The sequence below is a fragment of the Streptomyces sp. NPDC091289 genome, from assembly GCF_044757365.1.
Classification (GTDB): domain Bacteria; phylum Actinomycetota; class Actinomycetes; order Streptomycetales; family Streptomycetaceae; genus Streptomyces.
Genome location: NZ_JBIVUT010000004.1, coordinates 17,109 through 35,863, shown reverse-complemented (window position 1 = coordinate 35,863; position 18,755 = coordinate 17,109). Strand labels below are relative to the sequence as shown.

Sequence of the window (18,755 nt, the reverse complement as noted above, 5' to 3'; positions counted from 1 at the left end):
TGGCATCGAGGGAGATCGAGGGTGTCGATCGGGGGTGTCGATAGGGAGCGAGATGTCGAGGGGTAGGCGAGGCACGGATGTGGTGTGCCTCACCTACCGATTGTTCGGTCGCGAGCGCATTTTGGCTACAGGCGCCGCCAGCCTGTGGACAAACGGTTCTCCACAGCCTGGGATAGGGACAGGTCGTCCACAACAGGGAGGCGCGGGCCGATGGCAGCTGAACAAATGGCCGACAGGGGCAGGGAGCCGGGCCAGACCGCGCCCGCGGCCACACCGTCGGCCGCACCTCTGGCCGCCACACCCCCGGCCGCCGTACCGCCGACCGCTCCGGCTGCTCCGGCTGCCCCTGTGGGCCAGGCGGGCCCGACAGTCCCGGCGACGGAGCCCCCGGTTCCGCCCGCGCGGCCGCTGGACGCCATCGACCGCGACATCCTGCGCATCCTCCAGACGGACGGCCGCGCATCGATACGGTCCGTGGCCGAACGGGTCCACGTCTCGCGCGCCAACGCCTACGCCCGTATCAACCGGCTCGTCGAGGACGGCGTGATCCGCGGCTTCGGCGCCCGGGTCGACCACGAGCGGGCGGGCCAGGGGGCGTCCGCGTACATCACGCTCAAGATCGTGCAGAATTCCTGGCGCACCGTGCGCGAGCAGCTCCAAGCGCTGCCGGGGGCCACGCACATCGCCCTGGTCAGCGGTGATTTCGACGTACTGCTCCTGGTGCACACGCCGGACAACCGGGCGCTGCGCGAGCTGGTCCTCACCCGGATCCAGTCCATCCCCGAGGTGCTCTCGACGCGCACCCTGCTGGTGTTCGAGGAGACGGACCTCGGCCCGCGCCCGGACCGGCCGGCCGAACTCGCCTGACCACGCGAACTCGCCCGACCGGCGCCGACGGAGACAGAACGACGACCGGCGCCGGGCGGGCTCAGCCGCCGGGCGGGCTCAGCGGCCGTTCGCCCGCATCCCTTCGAAGGCCAGCTGGACGACCGTGTCCGCGAGCTGCTCCTCCCCCGGGGAACCGTCCGGCTGCGGCCGGTACCACTCGACCAGCGAGTTCACCATGCCGAACAGCAGCCGGGTCGCCAGCCGTATGTCCACGTCCGCCCGGAGGTCGCCCTCGGCGACCGCCGCCTTGAGCAGCTCCGACACCCGCTGGTCGAACTCGCGACGCCGCTCCAGCGCCCAGCGCTCCGTCTTCGTGTTGCCGCGTACGCGCAGCAGCAGGGTGACGTAGGGAACTTCGGCCATCAGCACGTCGACGGTCCGGCGCGTGACGTACTCGACCCGCTCGACCGCGCGCCCGCGCTGCGCCCCCGGCTCGTCGAGGATGCCGAAGAGCCCGTCGAGCGCCCGGCTGACGGCCCGGCGCAGCAGCTCCTCCTTGCCCGCCACATGGTGGTAGATGGAGGATTTCGAGATGCCCGCCGCCCGGGAGAGATGCTCCATGGAGGTGCCGTCGTAGCCGCGCTCGTTGAAGACACGGACGGCGACGGTGAGCAGGGTCTCCGGTGTGTACGTGTCCCGCTTGGCCGTGGTCATGTCCGCGATCCTCCCCCATGAGGGATCAGCCCCGCGCAGGCGGGGACCATCGAAGTTGTCCACAGGTTTCCTGGGGCCTCTTGTCCCGACCGATCGTTCGGTTACTCTAACTCCGTCCGTACGTCCCCGCCCGGCTCGATGAGGAGTTGGTCCGCCATGGCCGCCGCGCTCACCCCCCAGCAGCTGTCCGAGACCCACCGGCCCACGCTCGACCAGGCCCTCGACGTGATCAGTACCCGCGCGTACTGGTCGCCGCACCCCGAGCACCCGAAGGCCTACGGAGAGGGCGGCGCCCCGGGCAGTCTCGGTGCGGCCGAGGGCAAGGCCGCCTTCGACGCGGTCCTGAACACCCGCCTCGACCTGGGCCAGCCCGGCACCGACGGCTGGACCGGCGGCGAGGTCTCGCCGTACGGGCCGGCGCTCGGCGTCGAGTATCCGCACGCCGACCCGGACGTCCTGCTGCCGGCGATGAAGGCCGGCACGGGCGCCTGGCGGGCGGCGGGACCGGAGATCCGGGCCCTGGTCTGTCTGGAGATCCTGTCGCGGATCAGCGCCCGCACCCACGAGCTGGCCCACGCCGTGATGCACACGAGCGGCCAGGCCTTCATGATGGCGTTCCAGGCGGGCGGCCCGCACGCCCAGGACCGCGGCCTGGAGGCCGTGGCGTACGCCTACCGGGAGCAGGTCCGCACCCCGGAGACCGCCGACTGGGCCAAGCCGCAGGGCAAGCGCGATCCGCTGAAGCTGCACAAGTCGTTCATCACATCCGGCCGTGGCGTCTCGCTGCTCATCGGCTGCAACACGTTCCCCACGTGGAACGGCTACCCCGGCCTCTTCGCCTCCCTCGCCACGGGCAACCCGGTGCTGGTCAAGCCGCACCCGCGCGCCGTGCTCCCGCTGGCCCTCACGGTGTCCATCGCCCGCGAGGTGCTGACCGAGGCGGGCTTCGACCCGAATCTGGTCGCGCTGGCCGCCGAGCGGCCCGGTGAGGGCATCGCCAAGACCCTCGCGGTCCGTCCCGAGACCCGGATCATCGACTACACCGGCTCCACCGCCTTCGGCGACTGGCTGGAGGAGAACGCCCGCCAGGCCCAGGTCTACACGGAGAAGGCAGGCGTCAACACGATCGTCGTCGACTCCACCGACGACTACCGGGGCATGCTCGCCAACCTGGCGTTCTCCCTCTCGCTGTACAGCGGCCAGATGTGCACCACCCCGCAGAACCTGCTGATTCCCCGGGACGGCATCGCCACCGACGACGGCGCCAAGTCCTACGACGACGTGGTCGCCGACCTCGCGGCGGCCGTCACCGCCCTGCTCGGCGACGACGCCCGCGCGTCCGCCCTGCTCGGCGCGCTGGTCAACCCGGACGTCAGGGCCCGGGTGGAGGCCGCCGGAGAGATCGGCGAGGTGGCACTGGACTCGCGCACGGTCGCGAACCCCGAATTCCCCGACGCGGCCGTCCGTACGCCGGTCCTCGTGAAGCTCGACGGCACCAAGGCCGACGACGACGCGGCCTACCTCTCGGAGTGCTTCGGGCCGGTGTCCTTCGCCGTCGCCGTCGAGTCGACGTCCGCCGCCCTCGACCTGCTCCGCCGCACGATCCGCGACAAGGGGGCGATGACGGTCGGCGCCTACACCGCCTCCCCCGAGGTGGAGCGGGCGATCGAGGACGTCTGCCTGGACGAGTCGGCCCAGCTCTCGCTGAACCTGACCGGAGGGGTCTACGTCAACCAGACCGCGGCCTTCTCCGACTTCCACGGCTCCGGCGGCAACCCCGCCGCGAACGCGGCGCTGTGCGACGGAGCCTTCGTCGCCAACCGCTTCCGCGTGGTGGAGGTGCGCCGCCAGGCCTGAACCGCCAGGCGTGACTAGGGGGTCTCCAACGGGTCCGGGACGTCGGCGTGGCGCTGTACCCACGCGTGCATCGCGATGGCCGCGGCGGCGCCGGCGTTGATGGACCGGGTCGAGCCGAACTGCGCGATCGAGCACACCATCGAAGCGTGCTTCCGCGCCTCCTCGGTCAGGCCCGGCCCCTCCTGCCCGAACAGCAGGACGCACCGGCGCGGCAGCTCGGTGCGCTCCAGCGGTACGGCACCGGGGAGGTTGTCGATCCCGATGATCGGCAGCCCCTCGGCAGCCGCCCACGCGGTCAGGTCGGCCGTGTCCGGGTGGTGGCGCACATGCTGGTAGCGGTCGGTGACCATGGCGCCGCGCCGGTTCCAGCGCCGCCGGCCCACGATGTGGATCTCCTTGGCCAGGAAGGCGTTGGCGGTTCGCACCACCGAGCCGATGTTGAAGTCGTGGCCCCAGTTCTCCACGGCCACGTGGAAGTCGTGCCGCCGCAGGTCGAGATCGGCGACGATCGCCTCCCGCGTCCAGTAGCGGTACGCGTCACCGACGTTGCGCCGGTCGCCGTCGGCCAGCAGCTCGGGGTCGTAGCGGTCGCCCTCGGGCCAGGGCAGCGGGTGCGGCCCGACACCGATCGTCTGGCCGTAGCCGTCGTCGTACTGGAGGGGTTCCGTCGGAAGGGGATCCGTCGGGAGGGGCTCCGTCGGGGGCTCATGGGTTCTGCCGGTCTCACTGCTCACCCGACGAGCGTATGGCCCCCGCCGCCGCCCTGGAGCCGGGGCTCCTCCGTACCGTCGTGGCCGTCCTTCGCCGGACCGGCCCCCGGCGGGCCGGCGGGCCCGTCCGCGGCGCCGGCCGTCCCGGGCTTCTCCTGCGTACGGGACCGGCCGGGCAGCCCGGGGAACAGCCGCCGCCGACCCATCGTGACCCGGGCGCCCAGCCACACGAGGAAGGCCGTCGGCAGGAACACCGCGTCGGCCGCGATCATCGCCATGGAGAAGAACGGCAGCCCGAGCAGCAGGGCGATCCCCGCGTGCTCGCAGATCATCACGACCAGCAGGACGTTCTTGACCCGCCGGTTGAACAGCGTGAACGGAAAGGCGACCTGGACGATGACCGTGCCGTACGTCAGCACCATCACCATCAGTCCGCTGGCGCCCAGGATGTCCGACAGGGCGGGCCACGGGGTGAAGTAGTCGAGGTTGAGCGGGTAGTAGAGCGCGGTGCCGTCCTGCCAGCGCGACCCCTGGATCTTGTACCAGCCGGCGGTCGCGTAGATCAGGCAGACCTCGGCCATGATCACGGCGAGGGTGGCGTTGTGCGCGAGGTTGGCCAGCACATCGAGCAGGGTGCGGGGCTCGCCGTGCGGCAGGTAGCGGTTCACGGCCCACCAGGCGGCGGCCGAGATCCAGATCGTCCAGAGCAGTGCCGGGAGCCACCAGGTGCCGCCGAGCCCGCCCATCAGCGTGGCCGCCACGAGGACGGGGCCGAGGAGCGTCCAGAGCACCGGGCCCACGATGTCCCGCAGCGGCGGCAGGCCCGCCGCCGCACGCTGTGCGCCGCGCGCCGCGCGCCGGGCGTCCAGCGACCAGACCTGGGCGCAGCGCGTCAGCACCAGGTAGATCGCCATGAGGTGGACGACGTTGTCGCCGCCGTCGCCCATGAAGATGCTGCGGTTCTGCACGGAGAGCACGCCGACCATGAAGAGGACGGACATGGTCCGGGTCCGCCACCCGAGCAGCAGCGCCGTGGCGGACAGCAGCGTGAGGACGTACACGGCCTCGAACCAGACCGTGCTGTCGGTCCACATCAGGACGGAGAAGGCCTCGTTGCCGTCCGTGAGCCGGCGGGCCAGCTCCCAGTGCCACGGGCTGTCGGGGCCGTACAGCTCATGGCGGTGCGGCAGCTCGCGCAGCAGGAAGAAGAGGTAGGTGGCGGCGAAGCCGATCCGGACGACGGCACTCTGGTACGGGCCGAGGGCCGAGGCCGTGACGCGCTGAAGGGCGCGGGCCGGACCGCCACCGGGGTTGCCGGGGCCTCCGGGGCGGGGGCCGTCCGGGCGGGGGCCGGACGGCTGGGTTGCCGTGTCCTGCGGGCTCGTGTCCTGCGGGTCCGCGGGCGAGGGGATGGTCACCGGTTCTCCTCCCCGCCGTGCGCCTCGTCCCGGCTCTGCTCCGCGTCACGGGCGGGAAGATCGTCCGGGTTCACGGTCCACCAGGGGAGTACGCGGTAGACGGGCCGGGTGCTGATCTTCTCGTTGCTCCACGGGGGCGGGGCGATGGAGCTGGTGGCGGAGCGGAGCTGGATGCGTTCGATCGTGCCGCCGTAGTCGCGCTCGCTCAGCCGCAGCATCGTGATCCGCCGGATGTAGCGCTCGGAGAGGTCCCCGCGCAGGCCGTTGGGGCGGTTCTCGCTGTCGTGGGAATTGACGTAGAAGTCCCAGCCCCGGCGGAGCTCGTTCTGGTTCACATGGCTGGGGAAGAAGCTGCCGCGTATCGCTTCGCCGTCCTCGTGGGTCAGGTTCATCCACCTCGTGGTGCGGCGGCCGTCGGCCCCCACCACATCGGCCCGCACATGGACGGCGACGTTCTGCTGGAGCGGATTGGGCGCGAAGAGCTTCCAGTTCTGCTCGAACTCCGGGTAGATCCAGCGGTCGATCGTCTTCCCGTGCTGCTTGGTCAGCGTGTTGGACGGGGCGACGTGCAGGAACACCATGGCCACCTGGGTGCAGGCGAGCAGTCCGATCAGGGACAGCGCCAGGGCCGCGACCACCTGGTACGGAAAGGAGAGCCCGGCTATGCCCCGGCCGGTGGCCAAGGGATCCGCCACCGGGACCAAGGGCTCCGCCACCGGGGCCGAGGGCGCCGACGGTATGGCTTCGGGGGTGTCCCGCGCTTCCGGGGGCCGGTTCAACGCCTGCGGCCAGGCGTCCTTCCCCCCGTCCGCAGAGCTCCTGTCGTGGTCCGAATCCATCCCGCCCCGCTCACCGTCGATCACCACTCAGTTATCCACAGGGTTGACACCCTACGGGCCTCCGACTCACCATTGAAGTCAAGGAACCGAACGATCGGTCGGTAGGGAGCCCGGGATGGCGGCAGTGACTGCGGACCAGACGACGCAGAAGACCCTCGGCACGGCGAATGCGGCGGATGTGGTGGACGCGGCGAGCGCGGACCGCATCGCCGCCTTCGACGCGACCGTCGCGGCGGACGAGCGGATCGAGCCGCGCGACTGGATGCCCGACGCCTACCGGGCGACGCTGGTCCGCCAGATGGCCCAGCACGCCCACTCGGAGATCATCGGCATGCAGCCCGAGGCCAACTGGATCACCCGGGCGCCCTCGCTGCGCCGCAAGGCGATCCTCATGGCCAAGGTGCAGGACGAGGCGGGCCACGGCCTGTATCTCTACAGCGCCGCCGAGACCCTGGGCACCAGCCGCGAGGAGCTGCTCGACAAGCTCCACGCGGGCCGCCAGCGCTATTCGTCGATCTTCAACTACCCCACGCTGACCTGGGCCGACGTCGGCGCGATCGGGTGGCTGGTGGACGGCGCGGCGATCACCAACCAGGTCCCGCTCTGCCGCTGCTCCTACGGCCCCTACGCCCGCGCGATGGTCCGCATCTGCAAGGAGGAGTCGTTCCACCAGCGCCAGGGGTATGAGCTGCTGCTCGCCCTCAGCCGTGGCACCGAGGCCCAGCACGCCATGGCCCAGGACGCGGTGAACCGCTGGTGGTGGCCCTCCCTGATGATGTTCGGCCCGCCCGACGACGCCTCGTCGCACTCCGAGCAGTCCATGGCCTGGAAGATCAAGCGACACTCCAACGACGAGCTGCGCCGGCGCTTCGTGGACATCTGCGTGCCCCAGGCCGAAGCGCTGGGCCTGGAGCTCCCGGACCCCGACATCCGGTGGAACGAGGAGCTCGGCCGGCACGACTTCGGCGCGATCGACTGGGCCGAGTTCCAGGCGGTCCTCAAGGGCAACGGCCCCTGCAACGAAGAGCGGATCACCCAGCGGCGCAGGGCCCATGAGGAAGGCGCCTGGGTCCGGGACGCGGCGGCCGCGTACGCCGCCAAGCACGCCCCGGCCCCGTCGTCGCCCCAGGCCCGAGCCCAGGAATCGGCCCAGGAATCGGCGCTGGCATCGGCACAGGCACAGGCACAGGCACAGAACAGCGCACCCGCGCGGCATGTGGAGGAGACGGCATGAGCAGCTCGACCGACTGGCCCCTGTGGGAGGTGTTCGTGCGCTCGCGGCGCGGACTGTCCCACACCCATGCGGGCAGCCTGCACGCACCGGACGCCGAGATGGCCCTGCGCAACGCCCGCGATCTCTACACCCGCCGCTCGGAGGGCGTCTCGATCTGGGTGGTCCCGTCCACCGCGATCACGGCCTCCTCGCCCGACGAGAAGGACTCCTTCTTCGAACCGGCCGGCGACAAGCCCTACCGCCACCCGACGTTCTACGAGATCCCGGACGGGGTGAAGCACCTGTGAGCGCCGCACTCGCCCTCGGCGACGACGCGCTGGTGCTCTCGCACCGGCTGGGGGAGTGGGCCGGTCACGCCCCCGTCCTGGAGGAGGAGGTGGCTCTCGCCAACATCGCCCTGGACCTGCTGGGACAGGCGCGGGTGCTGCTCTCCCTCGTCGGCGACGAGGACGAGCTCGCCTACCTCCGCGAGGAGCGCGCCTTCCGCAACCTCCAACTGGTCGAGCAGCCGAACGGGGACTTCGCCCACACGATCGCCCGGCAGTTCTACTTCTCGGTGTACCAGCACCTGCTGTACGAGCGGCTGGCGGCCGGGGACGGCGAGTTCACCGGCCTGGCGGCCAAGGCCGTCAAGGAAGTGGCCTACCACCGTGACCACGCCGAGCAGTGGGTCCTGCGGCTCGGCGACGGCACCGAGGAGAGCCACGGCCGGATGCAGAGCGGCCTGGACGCGCTGTGGCGGTTCACCGGCGAGATGTTCCAGCCGGTCGAAGGACTCGACTCCCCCGACTCCGGTGTCGACTGGCAGGCGCTGCGGAGCGGTTGGCTCGCCGTTGTCACCGATGTCGTCGAGCGGGCCGGCCTGACCCTCCCGGCGGGCGCGCAGTCCGGGGGCTGGGCGGCGGGCGCGGGCCGGCAGGGCCTGCACACCGAGCCGTTCGGCCGCATGATCGCCGAGATGCAGCACCTGCACCGCAGTCATCCGGGGGCGTCATGGTGACCGACACCCGGCTGGAGGCGGAGCTGCGCGACCTCGCCGGCTCCGTGCCCGACCCCGAGCTGCCGGTGCTGACCCTGGCGGAGCTCGGCGTCCTGCGGGACGTGCGGGTGGACGGCCCCGGCTGCGTGACCGTCCATCTCACCCCGACCTACACCGGCTGCCCGGCGATCGAGGCGATGTCCGCCGACATCGAGCGGGTGCTGCACGACCACGGCGTCCCGGACGTCTCCGTGGTCACGGTCCTGGCGCCGGCCTGGTCGACGGACGACATCAGCGCCGAAGGCCGCCGCAAGCTCGCCGAGTTCGGCATCGCCCCGCCGCGCGCCCACAGCGCCGACGGGGGCCCCGTGCCCCTGACGCTCTCGGTGCGCTGCCCGCACTGCGGGTCCACGGACACGGAACTGCTCAGCCGGTTCTCCTCCACGGCGTGCAAGGCCCTGCGCCGCTGCGTCGCCTGCCGCGAACCGTTCGACCACTTCAAGGAGTTGTAGATGTTCCATCCGCTCCGGGTCAGCGCGATCGAACGGATCACGGACGACGCGGTGGCCGTGACCCTCGCCGTGCCCGCCGAGCTGCGCGAGACCTTCCGCCACACCCCCGGCCAGCATCTGAACGTGCGCTACACCGTGGACGGCCAGGAGATCCGCCGCTCGTACTCGATCTGCGCACCCGCCACTGAGCAGCCCGGCGAACCGGTGCTGCGCGTGGGCATCCGCATGGTCGAGGGCGGGACGTTCTCCACGTACGCCCTGAAGGAACTGGCCGTCGGCGACCAGGTGGAGGCCATGCCTCCGATGGGCCGCTTCGTGCTGGAGCCGCGCCCGGGTCTGTTCGCGGCGGTGGTCGGCGGCAGCGGCATCACCCCGGTGCTGTCGATGGCGGCCACCCTGCTCGACCGGGAGCCGACGGCCCGGTTCTGCCTGATCCGCAGTGACCGCACGGCGGCCTCGACGATGTTCCTCGACGAGGTGGCCGACCTCAAGGACCGCTATCCGGACCGCTTCCAGCTGATCACCGCGCTCTCCCGGGAGGAGCAGTCGGCCGGGCTCCCCTCCGGACGGCTGGACGCCGAACGGCTCACCGGCCTGCTGCCCGCCGTGCTTCCGGTGCCGGAGGTGGACGGCTGGTTCCTGTGCGGGCCGCTCGGTCTCGTACGGGGCACGGAGACAGCGCTGAAAGCCCTCGGCGTCGACCGCACGCGGGTCCACCAGGAGATCTTCCACGTCGACGAAGGCCCCGCCGATGTGACGGTGGTCAAGGTCGCCGCCCCGTCCGACGCCGTGCTGACGGCCACGCTCCACGGCCGCTCGGGCAGCTGGCCCGTGCAGGACGCCGAATCCCTGCTGGAGACGGTGCTGCGGAGCCGTTCGGACGCTCCGTACGCCTGCAAGGGCGGGGTGTGCGGGACCTGCCGGGCGTTCCTCGTATCGGGCGAGGTCCGGATGGACCGCAACTTCGCGCTGGAACCGGAGGAGACCGGGGCGGGCTTCGTGCTGGCCTGTCAGTCGCATCCGCTCACCCCGGAGGTGGAGCTGGACTTCGACCGCTGAGTCGCGCGTACACCTCCGCACTGTTCCCTTCCCATAGAACCTGTTCTATCTTGACGTCCCGTCAGATCGTCAACGGTTAGCGGGAGGCCGGGACAGTGGACTTCACCTTCACCGAGGAACAGCAGGCGGCCGTCGAGGCGGCCAGGTCCGTCTTCTCGGATGTCGCGCCCGACCGCGCGCCCAGCCCCGCCCTGACGCCGGGTGCCGTGGCGGAGGACATCGACCGGCAGCTGTGGAACGAGCTGGCGCGCACGGACCTGCTCGGGCTCACTCTGTCGCCGGACCACGGGGGCGCGGGCCTCGACCCGATCGCGCTCTGCCTGGTCCTGCGGGAGTCGGCCAAGGTGCTGGCCAGGGTCCCGCTGCTGGAGAGCTGCGCGGTCGCGATGGCCCTCCAGCGGTACGGCGACAGCACCCTCGCGGCGGAGCTGCTGCCCCGGGCGGGCCGGGGCGAACTGATCCTGACCGTCGGCGCCAACGGCCGCAGCGGCCATGATCCGGCCGAACTCGCCGTCACCGCACGGCCGTACGGCGAGAACGGCGAGAACAGCGAGAACAGCGAGAACGGGGCATCGGCCGGGGACTCCGGCTGGGTGCTCGACGGGGTGCAGTCCGCGGTTCCCTGGGCCCAGGTGGCCGACTGGATCGCCGTCCCCGCGCACACCGCCGGGGGCCGGCCGGTCCTGGCTCTCGTGCCGCGTACCCGCGACGGCGTCACCCTGGCCGACCAAGTCTCCACCAGCGGTGAACGCCTCGCCGAGGTCCGGCTCGACGCCGTGCGCGTGGCGGCCCGCGAGCTGATCGACGCGGCGGAGTGCTGGGAGTGGCTGCGGTCCCTGCTCACCACGGGGACCTGCGCGCTCGCGCTCGGGCTGGGCGAGCGGGTGCTCACGATGACCGCCGCATACACCGGCAAGCGCGAGCAGTTCGGATTCCCGGTCGCCACGTTCCAGGCGGTGGCGGTCCAGGCCGCCGACCGGTACATCGATCTCCGGGCGATGGAGGCCACCCTCTGGCAGGCCGCCTGGCGGATCTCCACCGACGCCGGGGGACCGCTGCCCCCTGCGGGCGATGTCGCCGTGGCGAAGATCTGGGCCTCCGACGGCGTCCGCCGTGTCGTGCAGACCGCCCAGCACCTGCACGGCGGGTTCGGCGCGGACACCGATTACCCGCTGCACCGCTTCCACGCCTGGGCGAAGCAGATCGAGCTCTCCCTCGGCCCGGCCGCGGCCCATGAGGAGGCCCTGGGCGACCTGCTGGCCGCCCACCCCCTCGGCTGAACCGGCTGAACCGGCTGAACCCGTAGGCCCGTACCGGCCTCAGAGGACGAAAGCGGGCGTCCCGTTGTCCGTGACCATCGGGCGCCCGGCGCCGTCCCAGGCCTGCATGCCGCCGTCGATGTTCACCGCGTCGATGCCCTGCTGGACCAGGTACTGGGTGACCTGGGCCGACCGGCCGCCGACCCGGCACATCACATGCACGCGACGGCCGTCCTCGGCGGCCTCGGTCAGCTCACCGAACCGGCCCACGAAGTCGCTCATCGGAATGTGCAGCGCACCCTCGACGTGACCGGCCGCCCACTCGTCGTTCTCACGGACGTCCAGAACGAAGCCGTCCGACGGCACCGCCGCGGCGTCCACCGAGGGCAGCGGGGCGAAATTCATGGGTCATGCCTTCTCTCGTGCGATCTTGGGGCCTCGTAAAGGGGCCTCGTACATGAGCCTCGTACGGGAGCCTCATACGCGGGCTTCGTACATACGCGCACACAGGCATACGCGCATACGCGGCAGAGTCACCCGGAACGCTACTGCACCATCTCCGCGAGCTCGGCCTCACGCCGGGACACCTCGCCGAGCAGCTGCTCCGCGATGTCCTCCAGCAGCTGGTCCGGGTCGTCCGGGGCCATCCGCAGCATCGAGCCGATCGCCCCCTCCTCCAGCTCCTTGGCCAGCACCGTCAGCAGCTCCTTGCGCCGGCTGAGCCACTCCAGCCGGGCGTAGAGCTCCTCGCTCTCGCTGAGCGGGGCCGGCTGCTGCACCGGGCCCGCCGCCCACTCCGCCACGAGCTCCTTGAGCAGCTCGACGTCACCGCGCCCGTAGGCGGCGTTCACCCGGGCGATGAACTCGTCCCGGCGCTGGCGCTCCGGCTCGTCCTGGGCGAGGTCGGGGTGCGCCTTGCGGGCCAGGTCCCGGTAGAGCTTGCGGGCCTCATCGCTCGGCCGGACCCGCTTCGGCGGCCTGACCGGCTGCTCGGTGAGCATGGCCGCGGCCTCGGGGGACAGCCCGTCGGCGTCCATCCAGTCGTGGAACAGCTCGTCGACCCCGGGCATCGGCATGACGACCGCCCGCGCCTCCCGCGCCTTGCGCTCGTCCTCCGGATCCCCGGTCCGGGCGGCCTTCGCCTCCGCGATCAGCGCGTCCAGCTCGTCGAGGCGGGCGTACATCGGGCCGAGCTTCTGGTGGTGCAGCCGGGAGAAGTTCTCGACCTCCACCCGGAAGGTCTCCACCGCGATCTCGAACTCGATCAACGCCTGCTCGGCGGCCTGCACCGCCCTGGCCAGCCGCGCCTCGGGGCGCGGCGCGGCGTCCTCGGGGCCGGCGGGCTCCCCGGCAGCGGCGGCGTCCGCGGCACCGGAAGCGTCCGCCGCCTCCGGGACGGGCCGGGGCTCGTCAGGCCGGTCGTTGTCCTGCCGGTCTTCATCGTTCCGGGTGGTCGGCACCCCGGCGGCTTCGTGGGTCACCCGTCCAGCGTATGGCCACGGCCCGGCGGCACCGCACACACGGTGGGCCCCGGCCCCCGGGGTTACCCCCTCAGGGGCCGGGCCCTCCGCCTCACGGGCCCGTCAGATACCGAACTCGGCGGCCAGCCTGCCCGCCTTGATCGCCCGCACCAGCTCGGCGTGATCCGCTTCCGTACGGTCGGCGTACGTCACCGCGAACGCGGCCACGGCCGTGTCGAGCTCGTCGTTCTTGCCGCAGTAGCCCGCCAGCAGGCGGGGGTCGGCGCTGTGCGCGTGCGCCCGGGCGAGCAGCGCGCCGGTCATCCGCCCGTAGTCGTCCACCTGGTCGGCGGCGAGCGCCGCGGGGTCCACGCTGCCCTTGCGGTTCCGGAACTGCCGGACCTGGTACGGCCTGCCGTCGACGTCCGCCCAGCCGAGGAGGATGTCGCTGACGACCTGCATCCGCTTCTGCCCGAGCACCACGCGGCGGCCCTCGTGCGCCACCTCCTGCACGTCGAAGCCGACCGCGGGCAGATAGGGGGCGAGCACCGAGGGGCGCGCCTCCTTCACCTGGAGGACCAGCGGCTCACCCCGGTGGTCGAGCAGCAGCACCACGTACGACCGGGTCCCCACGCTGCCGGTGCCGACCACCCGGAACGCCACGTCGTGGATCGCGTACCGGGCCAGCAGCGGCACCCGGTCCTCGGAGACGGTGGAGAGATAGCCGGCGAGTCCGGCGGCCACGGCCGCGGCCTCGGCGTCCGGCACCCGGCGCAGCACGGGCCGGGCGTCGACGAAGCGCCGGCCGCCGTCGGGGCACTCCTCCGTGGACCGGGCGGCGAAGCGGGCGCTGGTGTTGTTGCGGGCCTTCTCCGAGACCCGCTCCAGGGTGCCGACCAGGTCACGTGCGTCCGTGTGCGAGACGAGCTCCTCGTCCGCGATCGCGTTCCAGGCATCGAGGGCGGGCAGCCGGGCCAGCAGCCGCATCGTGCGCCGGTAGGCGCCGACAGCGTCGTACGCGCCCCGACGGCAGGTGTCCTCGTCGGCCCCGGCGGCCCGGCCCGCGAGCACCAGCGAGGTGGCGAGCCGCTTGAGGTCCCACTCCCACGGCCCGAACACGGTCTCGTCGAAGTCGTTCAGATCGATGACCAGGCTGCCCCGGGCATCGCCGTAGAGGCCGAAGTTGGCCGCGTGCGCGTCGCCGCAGAGCTGGGCGCCCACACCGGTGACCGGGCTGCCCGTCAGGTCGTGGGCCATCAGCCCGGCCGCACCCCGCAGGAAGGCGAACGGTGTGGCCGCCATCCGGCCCACCCGTATCGGCGTCAGTCCGGGCACCCGGCCCCGGTTCGACTCCTCGACGGCCCGCACCGCGTCCGGCCGTCCCGGCGGCAGGACCAGCGAGGCGTGCGAGGACCGTGGCACCCGGTCGCGGAGAGCCTTGCCCGCGGCCTTCGGTGAACTCGCGGCCCCACGCCGGGCGAACCCGGGCACGACCGGAATACGCGGATCCGGCTCCGCGGCTCCGGCTGCTCCCGCACCACGCTGTTCAGGCATCGTCGTCCCGGTTCCGCCCATGGAGCGTCGCCTCCCCCACCCTCGTACCCGCTCGGCCGCCCGGCTGTGTGCCGGGCCGGCGGCCCTGTCCACCAGCGGCCGAGCACGACGGTACCGCCGATTCAGCAGCCGGTACCGGAGTCCGGCGCCAGATAGGTGTCCGCCCACTGACCGAGCTCCTTGAGCGCGGGCTCCATCGCGGCGCCGGCCTCGGTGAGCCGGTACGCGACGCGCAGCGGCGGCCCCTCGTCGACCTCGCGGATCACCAGTCCGGCCGCGCCGAGTTCGGTCAGCCGGTCCGAGAGCATGCGCTCGCTGATTCCGGGAATCGCCCGGCGCAGCTCGGCGAAGTGCACCGGTCGTTGCAGCAGCACCGAGACGATCGGGCCGGTCCAGCGTTTGCCGAACAACTCGAAGACGCGACTGATCCCCACATCGACCCGCCGACAGGCCTGCTCGCTGTGATCCGCCATGCCCCTAGAGTACTGCGCCACCACGAGTGGCTTACTAAAAATAAGTAGCTATGCTATTAGTAGTTACGAACGAAATAGATCCACCTGGACGCCCGCGAGACCTGTCACCCGCCCGCGCCCTCTTCCCCTCTCCGTTTCCCCTCTCGTGGAGATCACCATGGCCACGCTTCTGCACCTCGACTCCGCCGTCTTCCCCCAGGGCTCCACCTCCCGCGATGTCACCGCGGCCTTCGTCGAGGCCTGGCTCGAGCAGCACCCGGACGGCACCGTCGTCCATCGCGACCTCGCCGCCGATCCACTGCCCCACCTGGACGCCGGTGCCACGGCCGCGGGCGCCGACGACCCGCTGCGCCGGGAACTGGCCGACGAACTGGCCGCGGCGGACGCCGTCCTGATCGGCGCACCGATGTACAACTTCACGATCCCGTCCACCCTCAAGGCCTGGCTGGACCAGGTGATCATCGTCGGGTACAACGCGGGACCGGACTCCCCCATCGCAGGAACCCCGATGACCGTCGTCGCCAGCCGGGGCGGTTCGTACGCTCCGGGCACCCCGCGCGAGAGCTTCGAATTTGTCCAGAATTACTTGGAGAAGCTGCTCACGGGCATGTTCTCCGCCGAGGTGGACTTCATCGTTCCGGAGCTGACCCTCGCCCACTCGCAGCCGTCGATGGCCGAACTGATCCCGCTCGCCGAGGCCTCCCGCGCCCAGGCGTTCGACGACGCCCGACAGAAGGCGAAGGCCCTCGCCACCCGCCTCGCCGCCTGAGACGCCCAGGACCGCGAACCCCGGAAACACCGACAGGGCCGCGGAGCTTCTACAAGCTCCGCGGCCCTGCCGCATGAAGATGATGATGACGCTGATGAATCGGGCGTTTCACGTGAAACATGGCAAGCCCCGGGCGTCGCTCAGGCAGTCCCGCCGACCGCCACGCCCGCACCCGCCGGCTCCTCGTCGGCCTCGTCGGCCGCCTGCCCGGCCCTCGTACCGCGCCCGGCACCACCGCCCCGCGGACCCGCCTCGCCCGGCCGGGCGGCAGCGTCCTTGGCCTCCGCGGCGATCCGGGCCTCCTGCTCCTCACGCTCCGCCTTCTCGCGCGCCTGGGCCGCCAGGTCCACCCGGCCCTCCGGCTTGATGTGCGCGATGACACCGGGGTGAGCGATCGACGGCAGGATGTGGCGCCACATCTCCGCCACCTGCTCGCGCAGATCGGCGCGGCCGGAGTCGGCCTCCGAGACCAGCTGAATACCGGTGAACGAGGCGACGATGATTTTGGCCGACACCATCGGGTCGATCTGCGGGAACACCTCACCGCGCTCCTGGCCCAGCTCCAGCATCCGGGCCGTCGCGTCGATCCAGTCGCCCCACGGGTGCGGCCCGCCGAGGAAGACGCCCTCGATGGAGAGCCTCGTACCGGCCCGGGCCATCGCGTTGTGGCGCAGGGCGAACGCGAACTGCTGACCACCGTCGACCAGGGACTGCAGCGGCGATCCGTCCTGCTCGAACTCGACCGTGGAGGTCTGCTCGTCCATGATCGCCTGCGCGATGGCCTCCTTGGAGGCGAAGTGGAAGTACAAGGCCCCCTTGGTGACCTTGGCGCGGCGGAGAATCTCCGAGATGGCGGCGCGCTCGTAGCCGTAGTCGTCGAAGACACTCGCCGCGGCATCCACGATCGACCGCCACGTCTGGACCGCGCGAGCCTGCTTCGCCATTTCCTGCCTCCGGGACGTTCTGTGCGCTCAGCCCTTCACCGCCGAGCCGCCGTCGATCCAACCTCTGCGGCCAGCGTATGCAAGTGCGCCGTCGCACCGGCCATCGGTCTGTCCGGAAACCGCGCCCGCACCCGGTGGATCACCGCCCGCGGGCAACCGCTGCCGCCTCCTCCTCACCCGCCTGTCAGTACCCCGCCCGTCCGTCAAAAACACAGAGCAACAACGAAGAACCCCCGCTCCGGATCTCTCCGAAGCGGGGGTTCTCTCGATTCAACTCCGGCAGTTGCGAGCAACTGCCGTTGTGCGCGAGGGGGGATTTGAACCCCCACGTCCCTAAGGACACTGGCACCTGAAGCCAGCGCGTCTGCCGTTCCGCCACTCGCGCATAAGTGGTGTTTCAGACCCTCACCGTGTGGGGCGAGCGCCTGGCGACAAACGGAAGATTAGCACGGTGGACAGGGTGGATTCACATCCGTTGTTTCGCCGCCTCCGGGAGGGGAAGCGGGAACCCCGAACCTTCGCCCCCACTCCTCCAGAGTGCGTCCCGGGTGCGGGACACTGTGAGGAGGCCCCCTCTACGATCCGTGTGAGGGGTGACACTCATCCACAGGCCAGACAAGGGGAACCAGCCGATTTCCCGACGCGTGGATACGATCAGTAAGCAGTACAGGGACGATGACAACGGAGGAGGTGCCCCATGGGGGTCATGAAGCGTTTCGAGCAGCGCCTCGAGGGGCTGGTCAACGGCACCTTCGCCAAGGTCTTCAAGTCCGAGGTGCAGCCCGTCGAGATCGCCGGCGCCCTCCAGCGGGAGTGCGACAACAACGCGACAATCTGGAACCGCGAGCGGACCGTTGTCCCCAACGACTTCATCGTCGAGCTCAGCACACCCGACTACGAGCGGCTCAGCCCGTACTCCGGTCAACTGGGCGACGAGCTCTCGGGCCTGGTGCGCGACTACGCCAAGCAGCAGCGCTACACCTTCATGGGACCGATCAAGGTCCACCTGGAGAAGGCCGACGACCTCGACACCGGGCTCTACCGGGTCCGCAGCCGCACCCTGGCGTCGAGTTCGTCACAGCAGGACCCGTCGGCCCCGTCCCAGCCCGCGGCCGGGCGGCCCGCCGCCCCCCAGGCTCCCGGCGGCTACGGCTACCCCCCGAGCGCCGCTCCGCCGATGCCCGCGGCCCCGCCGCCCGGCACCGGACGGCCCCCGGCCCCCACGAACGACCGGCGCCCGCCGGCCACGCCCGGCCCCCTGCCGGACGCCCGGACGCGGCGCTGGATCGAGATCAACGGCACCCGCCATCAGATTTCCCGCCCGACGTTGGTGATGGGACGATCCACCGACGCCGACGTGCGGATCGACGACCCCGGCGTATCGCGCCGGCACTGTGAGATCCGGACCGGAACGCCCTCGACGATCCAGGATCTCGGGTCTACCAACGGCATCGTGGTAGACGGGCAGCACACCACCCGCGCTACGCTCCGCGACGGCTCGCGGATCGTCGTGGGCAGCACCACCATCGTTTACCGGCAAGCCGAAGGGTGAAGCGGGGGCAATGTCAGAGCTGACCCTGACGGTCATGCGGCTAGGTTTCCTGGCTGTTCTGTGGCTGTTCGTCATCGTGGCCGTACAGGTCATCCGCAGCGACCTGTTCGGAACGCGCGTCACGCAGCGCGGCTCACGCCGCACTGCCGCCGACCCGCGCCCGCAGCAGGGCCGCCAACAACAAGCGGCGCCGCCCCAGCAGCGCCAGACGCCCGGCCGGCAGCGCCGCGGGGCGCCCACCAAGCTGGTCGTGTCCGAGGGCACCCTCACGGGAACCACGGTCGCGCTCCAGGGCCAGACCATCACCCTGGGCCGGGCCCACGATTCAACGATCGTGCTGGACGACGACTACGCGTCCAGCAGGCATGCCAGGATCTACCCGGACCGTGACGGCCAGTGGATCGTCGAGGATCTCGGGTCCACCAACGGCACGTATCTGGAACGGACCCGGCTCACCACCCCGACACCAGTTCCGCTGGGCGCGCCGATCCGTATCGGCAAGACCGTCATCGAGCTGCGGAAGTAGTACGACAATGAGCGAGCGGAGCGAGCGAGCCGCGGCGGTCCCGACGGCGGACGCTGCCCGGTTCCCGA

20 protein-coding genes and 1 tRNA gene are annotated in these 18,755 nt (G+C 71.3%); 11 read left to right on the top strand and 10 right to left on the bottom strand.

From position 1 onward, the window contains the following. Positions 1–210: 210 nt before the first annotated feature. Entirely contained in the window at positions 211–867 is a 657-nt protein-coding gene (locus ACIQPT_RS06010; protein WP_401153116.1) for an Lrp/AsnC family transcriptional regulator, read from the top strand. A 78-nt stretch (positions 868–945) separates the two neighbouring features. On the opposite strand, the gene ACIQPT_RS06005 is transcribed toward ACIQPT_RS06010, so the two are convergent. Next, on the bottom strand, positions 946–1,542 hold the full coding sequence (locus tag ACIQPT_RS06005) for a TetR/AcrR family transcriptional regulator (RefSeq protein ID WP_401153114.1): 597 nt from the start codon (positions 1,540–1,542) through the stop codon (positions 946–948). Positions 1,543–1,698: 156 nt separating this feature from the next. Here ACIQPT_RS06005 and paaN point away from each other — a divergent pair, with 156 nt between their 5' ends. Continuing rightward, on the top strand, positions 1,699–3,399 hold the full coding sequence (gene paaN / locus ACIQPT_RS06000; protein WP_401153112.1) for a phenylacetic acid degradation protein PaaN: 1,701 nt from the start codon (positions 1,699–1,701) through the stop codon (positions 3,397–3,399). Positions 3,400–3,413: 14 nt separating this feature from the next. On the opposite strand, the gene ACIQPT_RS05995 is transcribed toward paaN, so the two are convergent. The 3 genes from ACIQPT_RS05995 to ACIQPT_RS05985 are packed head-to-tail and all read right to left on the bottom strand — an operon-like array spanning position 3,414 to position 6,366. Further along, positions 3,414–4,133: a TrmH family RNA methyltransferase gene (locus ACIQPT_RS05995; RefSeq protein WP_401153110.1), complete on the bottom strand. Its 720-nt coding sequence runs from the start codon at positions 4,131–4,133 to the stop codon at positions 3,414–3,416. Next, entirely contained in the window at positions 4,130–5,527 is a 1,398-nt protein-coding gene (locus ACIQPT_RS05990) for an HTTM domain-containing protein (RefSeq protein WP_401153109.1), read from the bottom strand. The genes ACIQPT_RS05995 and ACIQPT_RS05990 overlap by 4 nt, the downstream gene beginning before the upstream one ends. After that, positions 5,524–6,366, bottom strand: coding sequence for a DUF5819 family protein (locus ACIQPT_RS05985; protein WP_401153541.1), 843 nt, complete (start codon positions 6,364–6,366; stop codon positions 5,524–5,526). The genes ACIQPT_RS05990 and ACIQPT_RS05985 overlap by 4 nt, the downstream gene beginning before the upstream one ends. A 115-nt stretch (positions 6,367–6,481) precedes the next feature. Between ACIQPT_RS05985 and paaA the strand changes: the two genes are divergently transcribed. The 6 genes from paaA (at position 6,482) to ACIQPT_RS05955 (ending at position 11,430) form a co-directional block, all read left to right on the top strand. Then, on the top strand, positions 6,482–7,600 hold the full coding sequence (gene paaA, locus ACIQPT_RS05980) for a 1,2-phenylacetyl-CoA epoxidase subunit PaaA (RefSeq protein WP_401153107.1): 1,119 nt from the start codon (positions 6,482–6,484) through the stop codon (positions 7,598–7,600). Further along, positions 7,597–7,887 carry a 1,2-phenylacetyl-CoA epoxidase subunit PaaB gene (paaB, locus tag ACIQPT_RS05975; protein ID WP_010060350.1) on the top strand — a complete coding sequence of 97 codons (291 nt, stop codon included), beginning with the start codon at positions 7,597–7,599 and terminating at the stop codon, positions 7,885–7,887. The genes paaA and paaB overlap by 4 nt, the downstream gene beginning before the upstream one ends. Next, positions 7,884–8,600: a 1,2-phenylacetyl-CoA epoxidase subunit PaaC gene (paaC, locus tag ACIQPT_RS05970; RefSeq protein ID WP_401153105.1), complete on the top strand. Its 717-nt coding sequence runs from the start codon at positions 7,884–7,886 to the stop codon at positions 8,598–8,600. The genes paaB and paaC overlap by 4 nt, the downstream gene beginning before the upstream one ends. Beyond that, positions 8,594–9,091: a 1,2-phenylacetyl-CoA epoxidase subunit PaaD gene (gene paaD / locus ACIQPT_RS05965; RefSeq protein ID WP_401153104.1), complete on the top strand. Its 498-nt coding sequence runs from the start codon at positions 8,594–8,596 to the stop codon at positions 9,089–9,091. Before paaC ends, paaD begins: the two co-directional genes overlap by 7 nt. Then, entirely contained in the window at positions 9,092–10,150 is a 1,059-nt protein-coding gene (locus tag ACIQPT_RS05960; RefSeq protein ID WP_401153102.1) for a 2Fe-2S iron-sulfur cluster-binding protein, read from the top strand. A gap of 95 nt (positions 10,151–10,245) precedes the next feature. Then, positions 10,246–11,430, top strand: coding sequence for an acyl-CoA dehydrogenase family protein (locus ACIQPT_RS05955; RefSeq protein WP_401153100.1), 1,185 nt, complete (start codon positions 10,246–10,248; stop codon positions 11,428–11,430). Positions 11,431–11,469: 39 nt separating this feature from the next. Here the strand turns inward: ACIQPT_RS05955 and ACIQPT_RS05950 are convergent, their stop codons facing one another. From ACIQPT_RS05950 to ACIQPT_RS05935, 4 genes are all read right to left on the bottom strand, one after another. Next, a complete protein-coding gene (locus ACIQPT_RS05950) occupies positions 11,470–11,814 on the bottom strand; it encodes a rhodanese-like domain-containing protein (protein WP_010071374.1) in 345 nt (114 codons plus the stop codon). Positions 11,815–11,954: 140 nt separating this feature from the next. Next, a complete protein-coding gene (locus tag ACIQPT_RS05945) occupies positions 11,955–12,890 on the bottom strand; it encodes a J domain-containing protein (RefSeq protein ID WP_401153099.1) in 936 nt (311 codons plus the stop codon). Between the two features lie 102 nt (positions 12,891–12,992). After that, positions 12,993–14,444, bottom strand: a complete 1,452-nt coding sequence (locus ACIQPT_RS05940) for a DUF2252 domain-containing protein (RefSeq protein WP_401153097.1) — start codon at positions 14,442–14,444, stop codon at positions 12,993–12,995. A gap of 101 nt (positions 14,445–14,545) precedes the next feature. Beyond that, positions 14,546–14,896, bottom strand: a complete 351-nt coding sequence (locus ACIQPT_RS05935; RefSeq protein ID WP_401153096.1) for a winged helix-turn-helix transcriptional regulator — start codon at positions 14,894–14,896, stop codon at positions 14,546–14,548. A gap of 157 nt (positions 14,897–15,053) precedes the next feature. Here ACIQPT_RS05935 and ACIQPT_RS05930 point away from each other — a divergent pair, with 157 nt between their 5' ends. After that, the gene (locus tag ACIQPT_RS05930; RefSeq protein ID WP_401153094.1) at positions 15,054–15,665 is read left to right on the top strand and encodes an FMN-dependent NADH-azoreductase; all 612 of its coding nucleotides are present in this window, start codon (positions 15,054–15,056) and stop codon (positions 15,663–15,665) included. Between the two features lie 140 nt (positions 15,666–15,805). Here ACIQPT_RS05930 and ACIQPT_RS05925 read toward each other — a convergent pair whose 3' ends face one another. After that, complete coding sequence (locus tag ACIQPT_RS05925; protein ID WP_401153092.1) at positions 15,806–16,609, bottom strand: ScbR family autoregulator-binding transcription factor; 804 nt, start codon at positions 16,607–16,609, stop codon at positions 15,806–15,808. Between the two features lie 302 nt (positions 16,610–16,911). Continuing rightward, positions 16,912–16,994 (bottom strand) — tRNA-Leu (locus ACIQPT_RS05920). A 312-nt stretch (positions 16,995–17,306) separates the two neighbouring features. Here ACIQPT_RS05920 and ACIQPT_RS05915 point away from each other — a divergent pair. Together ACIQPT_RS05915 and ACIQPT_RS05910 are read left to right on the top strand one after the other, a co-directional pair. Then, entirely contained in the window at positions 17,307–18,161 is an 855-nt protein-coding gene (locus ACIQPT_RS05915; RefSeq protein WP_401153091.1) for an FhaA domain-containing protein, read from the top strand. A 10-nt stretch (positions 18,162–18,171) separates the two neighbouring features. Next, positions 18,172–18,687 (top strand): FHA domain-containing protein, encoded by a 516-nt coding sequence (locus ACIQPT_RS05910; RefSeq protein ID WP_401153090.1) that lies wholly within the window; start codon positions 18,172–18,174, stop codon positions 18,685–18,687. Positions 18,688–18,755 lie beyond the last annotated feature (68 nt).

What these genes read in the sequence shown, in the direction of transcription:
- ACIQPT_RS05910 (WP_401153090.1), top strand. Translation starts at nt 18,172, where the DNA reads ATGTCAGAGCTGACCCTGACGGTCATGCGGCTAGGTTTCCTGGCTGTT.
- ACIQPT_RS05950 (WP_010071374.1), bottom strand. Translation starts at nt 11,814, where the DNA reads ATGAATTTCGCCCCGCTGCCCTCGGTGGACGCCGCGGCGGTGCCGTCG.
- paaA (WP_401153107.1), top strand. Translation starts at nt 6,482, where the DNA reads ATGGCGGCAGTGACTGCGGACCAGACGACGCAGAAGACCCTCGGCACG.
- ACIQPT_RS05915 (WP_401153091.1), top strand. Translation starts at nt 17,307, where the DNA reads ATGGGGGTCATGAAGCGTTTCGAGCAGCGCCTCGAGGGGCTGGTCAAC.
- paaD (WP_401153104.1), top strand. Translation starts at nt 8,594, where the DNA reads ATGGTGACCGACACCCGGCTGGAGGCGGAGCTGCGCGACCTCGCCGGC.
- ACIQPT_RS06005 (WP_401153114.1), bottom strand. Translation starts at nt 1,542, where the DNA reads ATGACCACGGCCAAGCGGGACACGTACACACCGGAGACCCTGCTCACC.
- paaN (WP_401153112.1), top strand. Translation starts at nt 1,699, where the DNA reads ATGGCCGCCGCGCTCACCCCCCAGCAGCTGTCCGAGACCCACCGGCCC.
- ACIQPT_RS05925 (WP_401153092.1), bottom strand. Translation starts at nt 16,609, where the DNA reads ATGGCGAAGCAGGCTCGCGCGGTCCAGACGTGGCGGTCGATCGTGGAT.
- ACIQPT_RS06010 (WP_401153116.1), top strand. Translation starts at nt 211, where the DNA reads ATGGCAGCTGAACAAATGGCCGACAGGGGCAGGGAGCCGGGCCAGACC.
- ACIQPT_RS05960 (WP_401153102.1), top strand. Translation starts at nt 9,092, where the DNA reads ATGTTCCATCCGCTCCGGGTCAGCGCGATCGAACGGATCACGGACGAC.
- ACIQPT_RS05930 (WP_401153094.1), top strand. Translation starts at nt 15,054, where the DNA reads ATGGCCACGCTTCTGCACCTCGACTCCGCCGTCTTCCCCCAGGGCTCC.
- ACIQPT_RS05940 (WP_401153097.1), bottom strand. Translation starts at nt 14,444, where the DNA reads ATGGGCGGAACCGGGACGACGATGCCTGAACAGCGTGGTGCGGGAGCA.
- paaB (WP_010060350.1), top strand. Translation starts at nt 7,597, where the DNA reads ATGAGCAGCTCGACCGACTGGCCCCTGTGGGAGGTGTTCGTGCGCTCG.
- ACIQPT_RS05985 (WP_401153541.1), bottom strand. Translation starts at nt 6,366, where the DNA reads ATGGATTCGGACCACGACAGGAGCTCTGCGGACGGGGGGAAGGACGCC.
- ACIQPT_RS05935 (WP_401153096.1), bottom strand. Translation starts at nt 14,896, where the DNA reads ATGGCGGATCACAGCGAGCAGGCCTGTCGGCGGGTCGATGTGGGGATC.